The sequence below is a fragment of the Streptomyces sp. RKND-216 genome (assembly GCF_004795255.1).
GTDB lineage: Bacteria > Actinomycetota > Actinomycetes > Streptomycetales > Streptomycetaceae > Streptomyces > Streptomyces hazeniae.
The window spans coordinates 2,080,618-2,095,929 of record NZ_SSBQ01000002.1; the positions used below are offsets into that span (position 1 = coordinate 2,080,618).

Annotated in this window: 15 protein-coding genes and 4 pseudogenes; 7 read left to right on the forward strand and 12 right to left on the reverse strand. The window is 71.6% G+C overall.

All coding sequences use genetic code 11. From position 1 onward, the window contains the following. Window position 1 precedes the first annotated feature (1 nt). From E4198_RS09030 to E4198_RS09045, 4 genes and pseudogenes are all read right to left on the reverse strand, one after another. Window positions 2-580: a hypothetical protein gene (locus E4198_RS09030; protein ID WP_136182715.1), complete on the reverse strand. Its 579-nt coding sequence runs from the start codon at window positions 578-580 to the stop codon at window positions 2-4. Then, window positions 577-741: pseudogene (locus E4198_RS25380) on the reverse strand (gas vesicle protein); the annotation flags it as partial. The pseudogene E4198_RS25380 and the gene E4198_RS09030, both read right to left, overlap by 4 nt. A gap of 436 nt (window positions 742-1,177) precedes the next feature. Then, a pseudogene (locus E4198_RS09040) lies at window positions 1,178-1,496 on the reverse strand (NADPH-dependent oxidoreductase); the annotation flags it as partial. A gap of 6 nt (window positions 1,497-1,502) precedes the next feature. Then, entirely contained in the window at window positions 1,503-2,684 is a 1,182-nt protein-coding gene (locus tag E4198_RS09045) for a zinc-dependent alcohol dehydrogenase (protein WP_136182716.1), read from the reverse strand. A gap of 328 nt (window positions 2,685-3,012) precedes the next feature. On the opposite strand from E4198_RS09045, the pseudogene E4198_RS09050 reads away from it, so the two are divergent. Together E4198_RS09050 and E4198_RS09055 are read left to right on the forward strand one after the other, a co-directional pair. Further along, a pseudogene (locus tag E4198_RS09050) lies at window positions 3,013-3,263 on the forward strand (GNAT family N-acetyltransferase); the annotation flags it as partial. Then, window positions 3,218-3,640, forward strand: coding sequence for a TetR/AcrR family transcriptional regulator C-terminal domain-containing protein (locus tag E4198_RS09055; RefSeq protein ID WP_136182717.1), 423 nt, complete (start codon window positions 3,218-3,220; stop codon window positions 3,638-3,640). The pseudogene E4198_RS09050 and the gene E4198_RS09055, both read left to right, overlap by 46 nt. Before the next feature lie 25 nt (window positions 3,641-3,665). On the opposite strand, the gene E4198_RS09060 is transcribed toward E4198_RS09055, so the two are convergent. Further along, a complete protein-coding gene (locus E4198_RS09060) occupies window positions 3,666-4,877 on the reverse strand; it encodes a cysteine desulfurase-like protein (RefSeq protein ID WP_136182718.1) in 1,212 nt (403 codons plus the stop codon). Window positions 4,878-5,029: 152 nt separating this feature from the next. On the opposite strand from E4198_RS09060, the pseudogene E4198_RS09065 reads away from it, so the two are divergent. Continuing rightward, window positions 5,030-5,431, forward strand: a pseudogene (locus E4198_RS09065) (Uma2 family endonuclease); the annotation flags it as partial. Between the two features lie 18 nt (window positions 5,432-5,449). Here E4198_RS09065 and E4198_RS09070 read toward each other — a convergent pair. Further along, entirely contained in the window at window positions 5,450-5,905 is a 456-nt protein-coding gene (locus E4198_RS09070) for a DUF393 domain-containing protein (RefSeq protein ID WP_136182719.1), read from the reverse strand. 457 nt (window positions 5,906-6,362) lie between these two features. On the opposite strand from E4198_RS09070, the gene E4198_RS09075 reads away from it, so the two are divergent. Beyond that, entirely contained in the window at window positions 6,363-6,545 is a 183-nt protein-coding gene (locus E4198_RS09075; protein WP_136182720.1) for a hypothetical protein, read from the forward strand. 39 nt (window positions 6,546-6,584) lie between these two features. On the opposite strand, the gene E4198_RS09080 is transcribed toward E4198_RS09075, so the two are convergent. Then, window positions 6,585-7,001, reverse strand: coding sequence for a VOC family protein (locus E4198_RS09080; RefSeq protein ID WP_027763268.1), 417 nt, complete (start codon window positions 6,999-7,001; stop codon window positions 6,585-6,587). Between the two features lie 10 nt (window positions 7,002-7,011). Next, window positions 7,012-7,431, reverse strand: a complete 420-nt coding sequence (locus tag E4198_RS09085; RefSeq protein WP_136185279.1) for a helix-turn-helix transcriptional regulator — start codon at window positions 7,429-7,431, stop codon at window positions 7,012-7,014. A 232-nt stretch (window positions 7,432-7,663) separates the two neighbouring features. Between E4198_RS09085 and E4198_RS09090 the strand changes: the two genes are divergently transcribed. Then, complete coding sequence (locus tag E4198_RS09090) at window positions 7,664-10,057, forward strand: excinuclease ABC subunit UvrA (RefSeq protein ID WP_136182721.1); 2,394 nt, start codon at window positions 7,664-7,666, stop codon at window positions 10,055-10,057. A gap of 19 nt (window positions 10,058-10,076) precedes the next feature. Here E4198_RS09090 and E4198_RS09095 read toward each other — a convergent pair whose 3' ends face one another. The 4 genes from E4198_RS09095 to E4198_RS09110 form a co-directional block, all read right to left on the reverse strand. Continuing rightward, on the reverse strand, window positions 10,077-10,811 hold the full coding sequence (locus tag E4198_RS09095) for a DUF4328 domain-containing protein (protein ID WP_136182722.1): 735 nt from the start codon (window positions 10,809-10,811) through the stop codon (window positions 10,077-10,079). A gap of 214 nt (window positions 10,812-11,025) precedes the next feature. After that, window positions 11,026-11,352, reverse strand: coding sequence for a hypothetical protein (locus tag E4198_RS09100; protein WP_136182723.1), 327 nt, complete (start codon window positions 11,350-11,352; stop codon window positions 11,026-11,028). A 576-nt stretch (window positions 11,353-11,928) separates the two neighbouring features. Beyond that, entirely contained in the window at window positions 11,929-12,183 is a 255-nt protein-coding gene (locus tag E4198_RS09105) for a hypothetical protein (RefSeq protein ID WP_136182724.1), read from the reverse strand. A 132-nt stretch (window positions 12,184-12,315) separates the two neighbouring features. After that, window positions 12,316-13,914, reverse strand: a complete 1,599-nt coding sequence (locus E4198_RS09110) for a glycoside hydrolase family 20 protein (RefSeq protein WP_136182725.1) — start codon at window positions 13,912-13,914, stop codon at window positions 12,316-12,318. 241 nt (window positions 13,915-14,155) lie between these two features. On the opposite strand from E4198_RS09110, the gene E4198_RS09115 reads away from it, so the two are divergent. Further along, window positions 14,156-14,722 carry a 2-oxo-4-hydroxy-4-carboxy-5-ureidoimidazoline decarboxylase gene (locus E4198_RS09115; RefSeq protein ID WP_136182726.1) on the forward strand — a complete coding sequence of 189 codons (567 nt, stop codon included), beginning with the start codon at window positions 14,156-14,158 and terminating at the stop codon, window positions 14,720-14,722. A gap of 199 nt (window positions 14,723-14,921) precedes the next feature. Further along, entirely contained in the window at window positions 14,922-15,302 is a 381-nt protein-coding gene (gene sdhC, locus E4198_RS09120; protein ID WP_078528775.1) for a succinate dehydrogenase, cytochrome b556 subunit, read from the forward strand. Window positions 15,303-15,312: the final 10 nt, after the last annotated feature.

Consider the following 15,312-nt stretch of genomic DNA (forward strand, 5'->3'; position numbering starts at 1 on the left):
ACTACCTCCCTCGGGGCCGTCGGGTGGAGGGAGAAGCCGCCTTCCGAGCAGCGGTCTTTTTCACGGCCGTCTTCTTCCCCGTCGTCTTCTTCGCGGCCGCTCCGGTCTTCTTCGCCGGGGCCTTCTTTGCGGCCGTCTTCTTCGGCGGGGCGGCCTTCTTCGCCGACGCCTCACGGGCCGGACGCTTCTCTGCCGTCTCCTCGGGTTCCTCACCCTCCTCGGAGTCCTCGGCCTGCTCCCGGCCCGCCACGCCTCCGGCTGCACCGCCGAGACCGGAGAGGGAGTCCGTACGGTCACGCAGTGCGTCGGAGAGGGAGTCCAGCCGGCGGTTGGCGGCCGCCGTCACCAGGGAACGGCCCGCGGCCATCAGTTCGCCGCGCAACTGGTCGTTCAGCTGGGAGAATTCGGGTGACCCGGTCAGCCGTTTCAGACCCTCGGTGAGCAGCCGTTGCGGGTTGAGGCCCTTGCGCCGCCCCAGCACCCAGGAGGCGAGGGCGAGCGCCAGCTTGGCCTTCCTGGTGCGGCCCAGGAGGTAGCCGCCCACCAGGCTCGCCGCGAGCAGCTTGCTGTTCTGTGTCATCCGTGCCTCCCCGGCAGAGGGGTGGCGTCGGCCCGCCCGGCTGGAGCCGGAGGAGCCGGCGGTTCGAGGAGATCGAGTAGCCGTTCCTCTTCCTGCTCGAACTCGTGCAGGCTGATCTCGCCCGCCTCCAGTATGTCGTTCAGGACTCGGACGCGCATGTGGACGGCGGCCGACGCCCGCTGTTCCGCCTCGGCGGTGTCGGCCCTCCGGTCCGCGACCCATCACCACCCCGCGCACCGGTGCCAACGGCAGCAGGCAGAGCTCAGTGACCTCGCCGGCCGCGCGCCGAGCCCGGTACTGCAAGCCGCCAGCCACCGCTTCGCCGAGCCGGATGCTCGCCTCGTAGCCGGGGCTGCGGCGACGTACAGGCCGGGCTTTCCGTAGCCGAGGACCACGGACCGGTCGAGCACCGTGTCCACCAGGGAGACGTGAACGGGCGCGGAGTTCCCCCGTGCCGGGCGGCCAATCGGCCCGGCACGGCTTCACGCTGCGCTCAGGGCCCTCACGGCCGGGGTCTGCGGGCGGCGGCAGTACGTTGCGGCCGATCTGCGTGCCGCGCCCGTAGTGCCGCCTGGGAGCCGGTCCTCGTTCAGCGGATCAGAGGGCAGGGTAGGGCGGTTCGCGGAGGACGCGGGCGAGGTGAGCGGTGCTCACCGCAAGCGCCCGGGTGGTCGAGGCGACGTTGTCAGGGGTGTTCTCGAGAATCCTTGTAGTCGGTTCCGCTCATGGCCTCACCGACCCAGAAGGTCGCGGCCTGCGGTGCGAAGGAGAACCCGCAGTCGTTCAGCCCTTGCACCACGTCAGCGACGACCTTGTGCGCGCCGTCCTCGTTGCCGACGACAGCCACGATCCCGGCCCGCCCTCCCAGCAGTGGCCGCCCATGTTCATCGGTCGTGGAGATGTCGGCGTGCGAACGGCGACTTCAGGGCCGGAAGACGACCTTCACCGCACCGTCCCGCTTGGCCTGGAACATGGCATACGCTTCCGGCGCCTCGGCCAACGACACGTGGTGGGTGGCGAAGTCGTCGACGCCGAGCGGATCCTGGTCGCTCAGCAGCGGCAGAATGTCGGGCACCCAGCGGCGCACGTTGGCTTGGCCCATGCGCAGAGTGACCTGCTTGTCGAAGAGTGTCAGCATGGGCATCGGGTCGGCGGCCCCGCCGTAGACACCGGACAGGGAGATCGTGCCCCCGCGGCGTACCACGTCGATCGCGGTGTACAGAGCGGCGAGCCGATCCACGCCGGCCGTCTGCATCGCTCGTTCGGCCAGCTTGCCCGGCAGCAGACCCGCTACCGTCTGCAGCATCTTGTTCACGGGACTGCCGTGCGCCTCGGCGCCGACCGCGTCGATGACGGAATCCGCTCCACGCCCGCCGGTGCGCTCCTTCACCGCAGCGGCCAGGTCGTCGTGCTCGCGCAGGTCGAGCACCTCTGCCCCGCGCGCGCGTACCCGCTCCAGCCTCTCGGGCACCAGATCCACCCCGATCACGGTGCCCGCGCCCCGGTGCAGGGCGATGCGGCAGGCCATGTCGCCGATCGGGCCCAGCCCCAGCACGACAACCGACCCGCCCGGTGGGATGTCCGCGTAGGAGACCGCCTGCCACGCGGTCGGCAGCACGTCCGAGAGGAACAGGAACCGGTCGTCCGCCGCTTCGCTCTCGACCTTGACCGGCCCGAAGTGAGCCTGCGGGACGCGCAGGTACTCTGCCTGCCCGCCCGGCACCTGGCCGTACAGCTTGGTGTAGCCGAACAGCGCTGCACCCATGCCCTGCTCGCGCACCTGGGTGGTCTCGCACTGCGTCATCAGCCCCCGCTCGCACATCCAGCACGCGCCGCACGCGATCTGGAACGGCACGACGACACGGTCACCAGGCGCCAAACCCGGCACGCCGGACCCGACCTCCTCCACCACGCCCATCGGCTCGTGCCCGAGGATGTCCCCGGGCTCCATCAAGGGACCCAGCACCTCGTAGAGATGCAGGTCGGAGCCGCACAGGCCGGTGGAGGTGACGCGGATGACCGCGTCGGTGGCTTCCTTGATCGTCGGGTCCGGGACCTCTTCGACTCGCACATCACGCTTCCCGTGCCACACCGCAGCCTTCATGATCGCCGTCCCTCCTGCTCGCGGGTTTGCAAGGTTCGCGAGTACCCTCGCGGGCCCGACAGACGCCCAACACGGTCAGCGCGTCATGACGGCAGTGCCCGACCACCAGATCCAACGGGTCTGTTCACGTTCCGTGAGGGAGTGTGGTCAGAGGCGCAGCAGCGTGCTCTCGCGGTGGCGACCCCGGCCGCCTTCATGTCTGCGGGTTCCGTCGGGGAAGAACGACCGGTTCCCGTCTGCCCGGTGGGCGCGGAGGGGCATGGGATGCTGCCGGGATGAGCAACTTCGGCGCCTACTCCACCGGTTCCGCTTCCGGCGACGTCCCGGGCAGATCAGCTACGCCCGCCTGATCACCGACGGCGCGACGTTCGCCTGGCTGTGCGACGTCTACGTGGACCGCGCCGCGCGGGGGCGGGGCATCGGTTCGGCGCTGGTGGCCGCCGTACGGGGCACCTGGAGCCGTACGGGCTGCGCCGCATCGCGCTGGTGACGGCCGACGCCCACGCGGTGCAGGCCCGGCACGGACGGCGCACGTGCGGGACGCGCTGCTGGCCCACCCCTGGACGCTGCGGGTGGTGACCGCTCTCGGGCCACCCGCCACTCCTCACCAACTCGCCTGGCTCGACCAGTCGTTGGCTGTGCTCGACGGGACCGGACTCACAGAGGGCGAGAAGGTCGGCACCTCACTGATGATCAGCGGCCTGGTCCGCAGCCAGGCCACCGTGGAAGCCTCCCTCCGCGACGACCCCGCCAGCGGACGACGGTGGGCCGCGTACGAGTCCTTCCTGCGCCGCGTCACCGGCGACGGCCGCCTCCCCGCCCTCCGGACGGCGATCGAGGCCGGGGTGTTCGCCGCCTCCACCGACGTCGAACCGGCCGCCGAGGAAGAAGACTTCGCCTACGGCCTCCAGCGCGCCCTGGATGGCATCGAGGCCCGGCTCGGCCGCCCGGGCTGACGTCCGCCGGGGCCCGCGGCACGCCTCAGCGCTGGGCAGCCGCCGCGATTTCGGCGAGGCCGTCGAGCAGCCGGTCCACGTCGTCGGCGTTCGTGTACGGCGCCAGCCCCGCACGGACGGCTCCCGCGTCTCCGAGGCCGAGGTGGCGGGACGCCTCCAGCGCGTAGAAGTGGCTCGCGGGAGCGTTCACCCCTCGGCGGGCGAGCTGTTCGTGCACCGCACGCCCCGGCACCCCGCCGACGGTGAAGTACGCCGTCGGAGTGCGCCGCTCGGGGGCGCCGTACAGGCGCAGGCCCTCGATGCGGGCGAGGCCGTCCAGCAGCCGGGCGAAGAGTGCGGCCTCGTGCCGCTCCAGCGCCCGCATCGACTCCAGGACCCGCGTGCGGCGGTCCGGTGCGATGGAGGCCAGGGACGCCAGGTAGTCCACGGCGGCCGTGGTGCCGGCGAGCAACTCGTACGGCAGCGTGCCCAGTTCGAACCGCTCGGGCACCTCGTCGGCGGACGGCAGCAGCTTGTCCGGGCTCAGCGGTTCCAGCAGCGCGGGCGAGGCGGCGAGCACGCCGTGGTGCGGACCGAGGAACTTGTACGGCGAGCACATGAAGAAGTCGGCGCCCAGCGCGGCGAGATCGACCGGCGCGTGCGGGGTGAGGTGCACGCCGTCCACGTACAGCAGTGCGCCGGCCTCATGCACGGCTTCGGCGAGCGCGGGCAGGTCGGGGCGGGTGCCGAGGACGTTCGAGGCGCCGGTCACGGCGACCAGCCGGGTACGGGGGCCCAGCGCGGCGCGGACGTGGTCGACGGTCAGCTCGCCGCTCTCCGGGTCGAAGCCGGCCCACCGCACGGCGGCCCCTGCGGCCTCCGCGGCCTGGACCCACGGGCGGATGTTGGAGTCGTGGTCGAGCCGCGTCACGACGACCTCGTCCCCCGGCGCCCACTCCTTGGCCAGCGCACGCGACACGTCGTAGGTGGCCTGGGTCGCGGACCGGGCGAAGACCACGCCGCGCGGGTCGCAGCCCAGCAGGTCCGCCATGGCCTGCCGCCCGTCCCGCACCGCCGCCTCCGCGCGGTGCTCGGCGGCGGTGACGGTGCCCCGGTTGGAGACGCCGGAGCACATCGCGTCGGCGACGGCCCCGGCGACCTGCCGCGGCGTCTGCGTACCGCCCGGCCCGTCGAAGAACGCCGTCCCGTCCGCCAGCGCGGGAAAGTCCTCCCGGACCGCTGCCACGTCGATGCCCATCGCACTCCCTCACTCCGCGGCCCCCTCAGCCGCACGCCGAGGGCAGGGACCTCCGTGACCGGACCACGACGAGGCGCCGGTTGTCCACCCCCGCCGGGCCTCCTCGCTAGGCTGGTCCGGCGCGAAAAGGCGAAGCCTGGTAAGCGGCCATCGTGGACTACGAACGGATCCGCGCCTACGCCGCCGAATGGGCGCGGCACGCGCCGGACGCGTCTCGCGACTACGAGATCAGCGGGGACGAGATCGTCATGAGGAGGTATCCGCCACGCCCGTACGAGTACGCCGCTCTGCGGGTGCGTCAGCAGCTCGGCCGGCAGCTGCCGGCCGGCCCCGTCGCCCGCACGGGCGGCGAGGTGGAGGACCCGTCGCTCGGCAGGCTCCGACGCCCCGACCTGATCGTGGTGCCGGACGTGGTCTTCCCCGAGGCGGCAATGGCTCCGTTCCACCCGCGCGACCTCCTGCTCGTCGGCGAGATCGTCTCCCCGTCGAACCACCCCACGAACTACGTGGAGAAGATGCACGACTATCCGGCCACGGGCATCCCGCTCTACCTGCTGGTCGATACGTGTGACCTATCCCGGCGGCCGACCCGGCCCCGTGGCGGGGCCGTCGGGAGCAGGGCCGTCCCCGGCTGGCGGACGGATCGCACACGCGGGGGTGCCGCCGGGGAGCCGGTGGCGGTTGGCGGCGACAAGACGGTAGAGACCGCTGAGGGCACGGCGCAGCGGCGGGAGCATCAGCACGCCGCCGACCACGGGCCACGCACCGCGCGCGTTGAGCAGGATCTTGCCCACGGCCTCCGCGCCGCCCCACACCGTGCCTACGGGGGTCACCCACAGCACCTCGTGCTGGACACGTTCCTCCGTGACGCCGAGCGCGTCGAGGTCGGAGAACTGCCAGGGAACGGCCGTGCAGCGGGGACGCAGCCGCCGCTGCACGAAGCCGACCGCCGTGGTGCAGAAGCCGCAGTCGCCGTCGTACACGAGCAGCGCGCCCTCGGGGCGCTCCCACGCGGTCGCCCCCGTCATGTCCGGGGCTCCCACGTGAAGACGCGGCGCGCGGCGACGAGCAGCAGCGCGTTCCACACCAGCAGCGCGGCGATGCGGGCCAGGTCCTGCGCCCAGACGGCCTCACCGCTCAAGCCGTGCTTACCTCGCCGAACGCCCGCAGGCTGTCCGACCCCGCCAGGCTCGCCGTTCCCCACGGGCTCAGCGGCCCCGCCTCCCGTCCCACCCGTCATCCCCGGTCCCCTTTCACAGGTCCACCTGAGCTTTCTCCGCGTATCGTCCCGTCTGCTCACCCGGATGCGCCACCGGCAGCACACGCATGCTGACGGTGCGTGCGCGTTCCGCCGTACCCCAAGACATCGCCGCCTTCCCCGTGTTCGGATGGGGCGGGCCGGTCTGAAAACAACGGGTTTACGTCCGGCGAGGCTGGGCAGAAGCGCTCTTCCGACCCCCGGACCCCCACACGGCAGGAGAGGCCATGACGCGCAGCAGAGTGCTCTGGTTCTTGCTTGTCCTCCCCCTCGTCACCCCGCTGCTCCTCGCCGCGTTCGCCGAGGGCGACGGTCTCACCCGTCAGGTCTGGGCCGACAGCATCACCGTCGCCGTCGCGATCGCCGTCGGCAACGCGCTCATCTGGGGCAAGCGCGAGTCCGAGCAGTGACCGTGCCGCGCCCCGGCCGCCGGGAGCGCAGCCCGGGAGTCACCGCTTCAAAGGCTGGGTGAAGCGCAGCAGGTTGCCGGCCGGGTCCCGGAACCCGCAGTCGCGGACGCCGTACGGCTGGTCCATCGGCTCCTGGAGTACGTCCGCCCCCGCCGCGCTGACGCGCTCGAAGGTGGCGTCCACATCGTCCGTCGAGAAGATGACGCCGTGCAGCAGACCCTTGGCCATCAGCTCCGCCATGGCCAGCTTGTCGGTCTCGGACGCGTTCGGGTGGGCGACGGGCGGCTCCAGGACGATGTTCACGTCCGGCTGCGAGGGCGACCCGACGGTCACCCAGCGCATCCCCTCGAAGCCCACGTCGTTGCGCACTTCGAGTCCGAGCACGTCGCGGTAGAAGGCGATCGCCGCGTCGTGGTCGTCGACGGCGATGAAGCACTGCGAAAGCTTGATGTCCATGCCGTTCACGCTACGGCTGGGCGGAGCGGCGCGCTTCTCCGTTCCTGACCGGTCGCGTGTGGATCTTCGCCATGCACGCCGGGATAACGGAGCCGTCGTCGTGGCTCCGGGCCCGGTAGGCGCTCGGGCTCTCCCCCACCAACTCGGTGAAGCGCGTGCTGAACGATCCCAGCGACGTACAGCCGACCTCGAAGCAGACCTCCGTCACCGAGAGGTCGCCGCGCCGCAGCAGCGCCTTGGCCCGCTCGATGCGGCGGGTCATCAGGTAGCTGTACGGCGTCTCGCCGAAGGCCGCGCGGAAACAGCGCGAGAAGTGGCCGGGGGACATCAGGGCGTCCCGCGCGAGCGACGGGACGTCGAGCGGCTCCGCGTAGTCGCGGTCCATCCGGTCGCGGACCCGGCGCAACCGGACGAGGTCGTCGAGGCCCAGCCGTTTCACCTGCTCAGTGTCCCACAGTGCCCCTGTCCGCCCCGGGAGCCGCCCCGAGGCGGCCGCCGGACCGCCGGCGGCCCGGCAGAGACCGGTCAGGAATCGAGAAGCGGCGACGAAACGGCCGCGCCTAGCCTGACCGGGCACGGCGAAAGCCCTCTGCACGCCGGGCTGCCGCAGGCAGCTCGACCCGGACATACTGCTCGAAGCAGGCTGGATCGAGGGAGACACGATGAGCAAGGCCACCACGCAGCGGTCGCAGTCGTCCGTGCCGCACGTCGCCGACAGCCACGGCATGATCCGCGTCCACGGAGCGCGCGGGAACAACCTCAAGGACGTCAGCATCGAGATCCCGAAGCGCCGCCTCACGGTGTTCACCGGCGTCTCCGGCTCGGGCAAGAGCTCCCTGGTCTTCGACACCATCGCCGCCGAGTCGCAGCGGCTGATCAACGAGACCTACAGCGCGTTCGTGCAGGGCTTCATGCCAACGCTCGCGCGGCCCGAGGTCGACGTGCTCGACGGGCTGACGACCGCGATCACCGTCGACCAGCAGCGGATGGGCTCCGACCCCCGCTCCACGGTCGGCACCGCCACCGACGCGAACGCCATGCTGCGCATCCTCTTCAGTCGGCTCGGCAAGCCCCACATCGGCTCGCCGCAGGCGTTCTCGTTCAACGTCGCCTCCCTCAGCGGCGCGGGCGCCGTCACCTTCGAGCGCGGCGGGAAGAAGGTGAAGGAGCGGCGCGACTTCAGCATCACCGGCGGCATGTGCCCGCGCTGCGAGGGCCGGGGCTCGGTCTCCGACATCGACCTCGCCCAGCTCTACGACGACTCCAAGTCGATCGCGGAGGGCGCGTTCACCATCCCCGGCTGGAAGTCGGACAGCTGGTGGACGGTGCGGATCTACGCCGAATCCGGCTTCCTCGACCCGCACAAGCCGATCCGCCGCTTCACCAAGAAGGAGATGCAGGACTTCCTGTACCACGAGCCGACCAAGGTCAAGGTCGAGGGCGTCAACCTCACCTACGAGGGCCTGATTCCCAAGATCCAGAAGTCGTTCCTGTCCAAGGACCGCGAGTCGATGCAGCCGCACATCCGGGCGTTCGTGGACCGGGCGGTGACCTTCACCGACTGCCCCGAGTGCGGCGGCACCCGGCTCAGCGAGGCGGCCCGGTCGTCGAAGATCGGCAAGGTGAGCATCGCCGACGCCTGCGCGATGCAGATCAACGACCTCGCCGCGTGGGTGCGCGGACTGAGGGAGCCCTCCGTGGCCCCGCTGCTCACCGCGCTGCAGCACACCCTCGACTCGTTCGTGGAGATCGGGCTGGGCTACCTCTCGCTGGAACGCCCCTCCGGCACGCTCTCCGGCGGCGAGGCGCAGCGCGTCAAGATGATCCGCCATCTCGGCTCCTCGCTCACGGACGTCACCTACGTGTTCGACGAGCCCACCATCGGCCTGCACCCGCACGACATCCAGCGGATGAACGACCTGCTGCTGCGGCTGCGGGACAAGGGCAACACCGTCCTCGTCGTCGAGCACAAGCCCAGCACCATCGCGATCGCCGACCACGTCGTCGACCTCGGCCCGGGCGCCGGTACGGCGGGCGGCACGGTCTGCTTCGAGGGCACGGTCGACGGGCTGCGCGCGGGCGACACCGTCACCGGCCGCCACCTCGCGGACCGCACCTCGCTCAAGGAGACGGTGCGCGAGCCCTCCGGCGTACTGGAGATCCGCGGCGCCGACGCGCACAACCTGCGCAAGGTCGACGTGGACATCCCACTCGGCGTGCTCACCGTCGTCACCGGCGTAGCCGGCTCCGGCAAGAGCTCCCTCGTCCACGGCTCGATCCCGGCAGGCGAAGGCGTCGTCTCCGTCGACCAGAGCCCCATCAAGGGCTCCCGCCGCAGCAACCCGGCGACGTACACCGGGCTCCTCGACCCGATCCGCAAGGCGTTCGCCAAGGCCAACGGGGTAAAGCCGGGCCTGTTCAGCGCCAACTCCGAAGGCGCCTGCCCGAACTGCAACGGCGCGGGCGTCATCTTCACCGACCTGGCAATGATGGCCGGCGTCGCCACCACCTGCGAGGAGTGCGACGGCCGGCGGTTCGCCTCGTCGGTGCTGGACCACCACCTGGGCGGCCGTGACATCAGTGAGGTGCTGGAGATGTCGGTGGACCGGGCCGCGGAGTTCTTCGGCGACGGCGAGGCCCGCACCCCCGCCGCGCACCGCGTACTGACCCGGCTCTCCGACGTCGGACTCGGCTACCTCACGCTCGGCCAGCCGCTCACCACCCTCTCCGGCGGGGAACGGCAGCGCCTAAAGCTGGCGACCCACATGGGCGACAAGGGCGGCGTGTACGTCCTCGACGAGCCGACGGCCGGCCTGCACCTCGCGGACGTCGAGCAGCTCCTCGGGCTCCTGGACCGGTTGGTCGACTCCGGCAAGTCGGTGATCGTGGTCGAGCACCACCAGGCGGTCATGGCGCACGCCGACTGGATCATCGACCTCGGTCCCGGCGCCGGGCACGACGGCGGCCGGGTCGTCTTCGAGGGCACCCCCACCGACCTGGTCGCCGCCCGCTCCACCCTCACCGGCCAACACCTCGCCGACTACGTCGGCGCCTGACGCCGCGGGCCCTGCGGGATCAGCCCACCAGGCGGGTGGCCTGACGGGTGGTCACCCGCCTGACGAGGAGCAGGAGGAGGACGGCGGCAGCCGCGGCGAACGGGGCGCTGAGCAGGGAGTTTCCGGGGAACACGTTCACCGAGTGCGACTCGAACGTATTGCCGCCGAACTCCTTGACCGTGTGGGTGAGACGGAAGCCGGTGAACCAGGAGAGCAGCCAGCAGGCCCACCAGGCGACGATCAGCACCGGCGTACGCCCGCGCCGCTCACGGCGCGGCTCGGCCGTGCCCCACCACACGTCCAGGACGACCTGGAGCGGCAGCCACAGAAAGCCGACGGGGACGAACCACGACCCGATCGCCCACCCCTTCGCCAGCCGCCGGGGACCGGCCCACCGGTACGGGTCCAGGTGATCGACGTTGGCACGTACCCGGTACAGCCACACGATGACCAGCACGGCGCAGGGCACCAGCCACAGCGACGTCAGACCGAGCACGACGACCGCGGCCGGCCCGGCGTCCAGCAACATCAGCAGGCCGCCGACCACGTGCAGGCCGGCGGCTCCGGCCAGTAGCCCGGCGGTCCAGTTGCCCAGCCCCGTGACCGGATGGGGCGGCGCCGGCGGAACGGCGGGCGGAACCGCCCACGGCCCGTGCTGTGCCGTCCGCCCGCCCGGATGTCCGGGGAGCCGCTGGGCCGGATACGGCTGCGACTGCCCCGGCTGCACCTTCCCGCCGTCCCCCTGTACCGCCATCACCCGCTCCTCCCGCTCCCGGCTGCACGCGACCACCTGGGCACTTCACGTTTCCTTCACGCCAGCGCCGCATGATGACCACCACTCACCCCGTGAAGTCAAGCGACCCGGCCCCGCCGCCGGCCGCCGTTGCGGGATCGCAACCGGGCGGCACCCCGTCAGAAGCGACCCCGGGTCGGGAGTGGGCCTGCGGCGAGCGAGACCTGACCCCGCGTCACGAGCATGTGTAGAGCCGTTCCAGGTCGACGAGAACGACCTTCCCGCGGGCCTCGGCGACGTGGAGGTCGGAGGTGAACGCGGCGCCGCTGCAGCAGGCGGTACGCGCCCGGGCGGTGTCGATTCCTCTGGCTTCGCGCAGTCGGAGCACGCGCCGCAGGCGTGCGAGGTGCTCCACACCCACCCGTTTCTGCCACTTGGCCTCGCCTACGGACAGCAGGATTCCCTGGTCCTGGCCGATGGCACCGTGCACGAAGACGTCCAGTTCGTGACGCGTACGCGCCTCCGGGTCCGCGACCGTACCGGTCGCGACCTGGATCGGCATGCCACCGAAGGTCGCGGGCTCGGCGTGCCACTCGACCCACTCGCGGGCACGGGCGTTCGAAGTGCGGTCGGACGACGGCGTGGTGAAAGGTGATCAGCGGCTCGGCGATCCGGTAGGCGGTGCGGTTTCGGCGGAACGCGTCCGGTTCGGCGGTCAACAAACCGCAGTTCCGCAGTGCCGTCAGCGACCGCGGGAGGTCGGTCGCCTTGCGGCCGACGGCGCTTGCGATGCCGCCGCTGGTGTGGTTCCCAGCCGCGACGGCCGCGAGAACGGAGTGATAGCGGGAACGGTCCCGTAGATCCGGTTCGGAGGCGAGCAGGAACGGCGCCTCGCTGTGTACCGGACGGGCGGGGTTGAGGACCGCTCGGCACACCCACGCGTCGAAGTCGTCAGGGCCGTCGGGGGCGTCGTCGTCCACGAACTCGCGCCGGTAGGCAGGAGTTCCGCCCACGATCGCGTGCATGAGGACGGCCAGACGAGGGTCCTCGATGCTCCAGAACTCGGCGGCCTCCCGGTACCCGAGGGAGTGCACGACCAGGTCGAGACTCGCCCGCCCGTAGAGCGGCGAGGTGCCCGTCAGCAGCCCGCCCACGAAGGACATGCGCTGCCGCAGAGCAGGATGCGCGGGTGACGTGTGAGGTGCCGGCCGCCGCGGACTCCGATGGCGGCCTGGAGCTGCGACGGCAGGGCGGGGGCGTTCCGGACGAGGTAGGGGGACTCGTCGAGGACCACGGGCAGGGGGCGGTCCGCCGCGAGGTCGAAGAGGAGGTGCAGAGCCTCCTCCCGATTCTCGGGGCGCGGCGGAACGGGTGCGCCGGTGTAGCGGGCCACCCGCCTCGCCGAGCAGGGCGAGGGATTCGGCGGCCGACGCTTCTAAGGACGCGGGCGCAGGGGGTGAGGACACGGGCGCTATGCAGGAGCCGGCCACGTCGAGTCCGGCCAGGGGGCCGGGAGGTCAGCAGGTCAGGGGCGGGCGTCGACGCGGTCGACGAGGGAGGTGAACTGCTGCCAGGTGAGGTCGGGGCGGGTGGGGTTCCAGAGCTTCTGGGCGGTGGCGGCGAGGGGGAGGCGGATGCCGTCCGCGACCTGGGCGGTGGTCTGTGCGTCCGCGATGTCGCCCCAGACCGCGAAACGGCCGCCGAGGATGCGGTCCGGCCCGGAGAGGGCGTCCGGCAGCGGGTCCGTGCCGCGCACCACGGCCGGCGTCCACTCCTCGTAGATGCGCTCGCCGGTCGGGTAGGTGAACTCGTTGGGTTCGCCGAGGACGTAGTAGAGGTACTCGTCGTTCATGTTGACGACCTCCCAGTCCTCGCGCAGGTAGTCCGCCGGCGGGCGGGCACCGATCTCCTTGCCCGTCCAGTACGTGACCTCGCGCGGGCGGGACGGCTGGACGGCGCCGCCCTCGTGCATGCCGTCGTTCCACACCTGCGCGGTCTTGTCGTGGGCGCGGACGGTCTTGGCGCGCGCGTTGAGCCAGGCAGTGGCCAGGTCCTCCACGTCGGCGCCGGGGCCGAAGCGGGAGCGAGCCGCGGAGGCGAGTCCGGGGAAGGCGGCTTCCGGGTCCGCCTCGAAGAGGGCCGCGTACTCGTCGCCGCCCAGGTGGAACCAGGGCCCGGGGAAGAGGTCGGCGTACTCGTCGAGGAGGTCGTCGACGTACCGGCCGGCGGCACGGTCGGAGATGTCGATCGCACCCGGGACGGGCTCACCGGCGGCGTCGCGGAGCTGGAACCCCGGCTCCGCCTCCAGCACCGCGCCCAGGTGGCCGGGCGAGTCGATCTCCGGGATGACGGTGATGTGGCGGGACGCGGCCAGGTCGATGATCTCGCGTACCTGGGCCTTGGTCAGATGCGGGTCGGAGACGATCTCCGGGTGCCGGTCGGACTCGATACGGAACGCCTGGTCGTCGGAGAGGTGCAATTGGAGCTGGTTGAGTTTGAGATCGCCCATCTCCCGGACGCGGTCCTTGATCCACTCCGCGCTGTAGTGCTTGCGGGCGATGTCGAGCATGAAGCCCCGCTGGGCGCGGGCGGGCTCGTCGCGGATCGTGCCGTCGGCCATGCGGCCCTCGTCGCGGACCGTCTGGAGCAGGGTGCGGGTGCCGTAGAAGACGCCGGCGTCCGTGGAACCCGTGATGCGCACGAGACCGTCGCGGCTGCGCAGCTCGTAGCCCTCGCGGGGGATGCCGCCGTCCGGGTCGAGGGCGAGGAGGACGTCGGAGGGGCCGGCGGTGCCGGAGGCGTAGGCGAGGTCCAGTTCGCGGGCGAGCAGCCGTGCCTCATCGGCCAGCGGGGAGTTCTCGGGGGCGACGACGCGGCTGTCGTCGGTCGGCTGCCATCCGGGGCCGCGCACGGGGTCCCATTCCCGCACGGAGGGGACGGACGCGGGCGCGGGCCCCAGCCGGTCCGGCGGCGCGGTGGTCGGTTGCCGCGTGGCGGGGCGGGTCTCCTCGGAGCCGTCACCCCCGTCGTCGCCGGTCACGGCCAGGATGATGAGGGCTGCGACGGCGCACGCGCCGAGCGCCACGGCGCAGATCAGCAGGATTTTCGGCCACGTACGTCCCATACGCCTACGGTATTGACCCTTTCCCATCGAATCGCGTCAGCTGTACGAACGCGACCTCTCCCGTACGGGTGAAATTCGCGCACGCGTCGGAAGACAGCGCTCACCCACCGTTACGGTGAGGGCGTCCACCACCGGGCTGCGCCCGGTGCCCGGTCTGCACCGCACGACTGCGTGCGACCGCACCGTCCCCGCTGTCGCACGTCTGCCGTCCCTGCCCATATCCCCCGCCCACCGAGGAGTCATGCGCCTCCCCTTCCCCCGCAGCGGCGCCGACCACGGCCGCCCCGCTACGCCGCATCCCGGTCCGGCGCGAGGCGCCTCGTCGCCGTTGCACCGCTTCAACGCGGCCGCCCCGGCGGCCGCGTTGAGCATGCTGCTCGCCTGCTGCGGCAGCCGCCGGTGGGCGCACCGGCTGGCCGTCCACCGGCCGTACCCGGACATTGACGCGCTGCTGGCCGCCGCCGACGAGGCGGGCTATGACATGACTCACGCCGACCTGACCGAAGCACTGAGGGCCGAGTCCGCCTACCACCCGCCGACCGACGGCCCCGGCGCGCCGGCGGCGACCACCGCGCTGCGCGCCGGGCACGCCGCCTACGCGGACCGTTTCGGCCACGCGTTCATCGTCCACCTCGACGACTTCGGGCCGGAAGAGCGTCTTGACCAGGCACTCGCCGGCATCCGGACACGTCTGGCGAACGACGCCGACGAGGAGCGGGCGGTCGCCGGGGAGGAGTTGCGGCGGCTCGCGCGGGCCCGGCTGGCCCGCCTCCTGACCGCCCCGCGGGCCGGCGCCGCCCGCCCCTGACCGGCCCACCCGGGTACGTTGCGGCAGGTGAGCCACGTCTCACCGGGGTGTTGGATACCGCACACCCGGCAGCCCCCGTACCGGTGTAGAAACCAACCGTCGCTACGATGGCCGATGGCCGGGTGGACCGTATCCGGCCGGGCCCGACCGACACACAAGGCCGGCAGGCCCCGATCCCGCTCCCGGAGGGTAAATTTCCGTGCCGGCTGGAACGCTGTACCGCGGCCGGGAAGGAATGTGGTCGTGGGTGGCTCACCGAGTCACCGGTGTCCTCATTTTCTTCTTCCTGTTCGTGCACGTCCTGGACACCGCGCTCGTGCGCGTCTCCCCCGAGGCGTACGACTCGACGATCGAGCTGTACAAGAACCCGATCGTCAACGTGATGGAGTACGGCCTCGTCGCCGCCGTCCTCTTCCACGCGCTGAACGGTCTGCGGGTCATCGCCGTGGACTTCTGGTCCAAGGGCGCGAAGTACCAGAAGCAGATGCTGTGGACCGTGATGGTGGTCTGGGCCGTGGTGATGGCCGGGGCCTTCTACCCGGTACTGGAGCACACGCTGCGCGAGCTGTTCGGGAGCTGATCGTCCATGG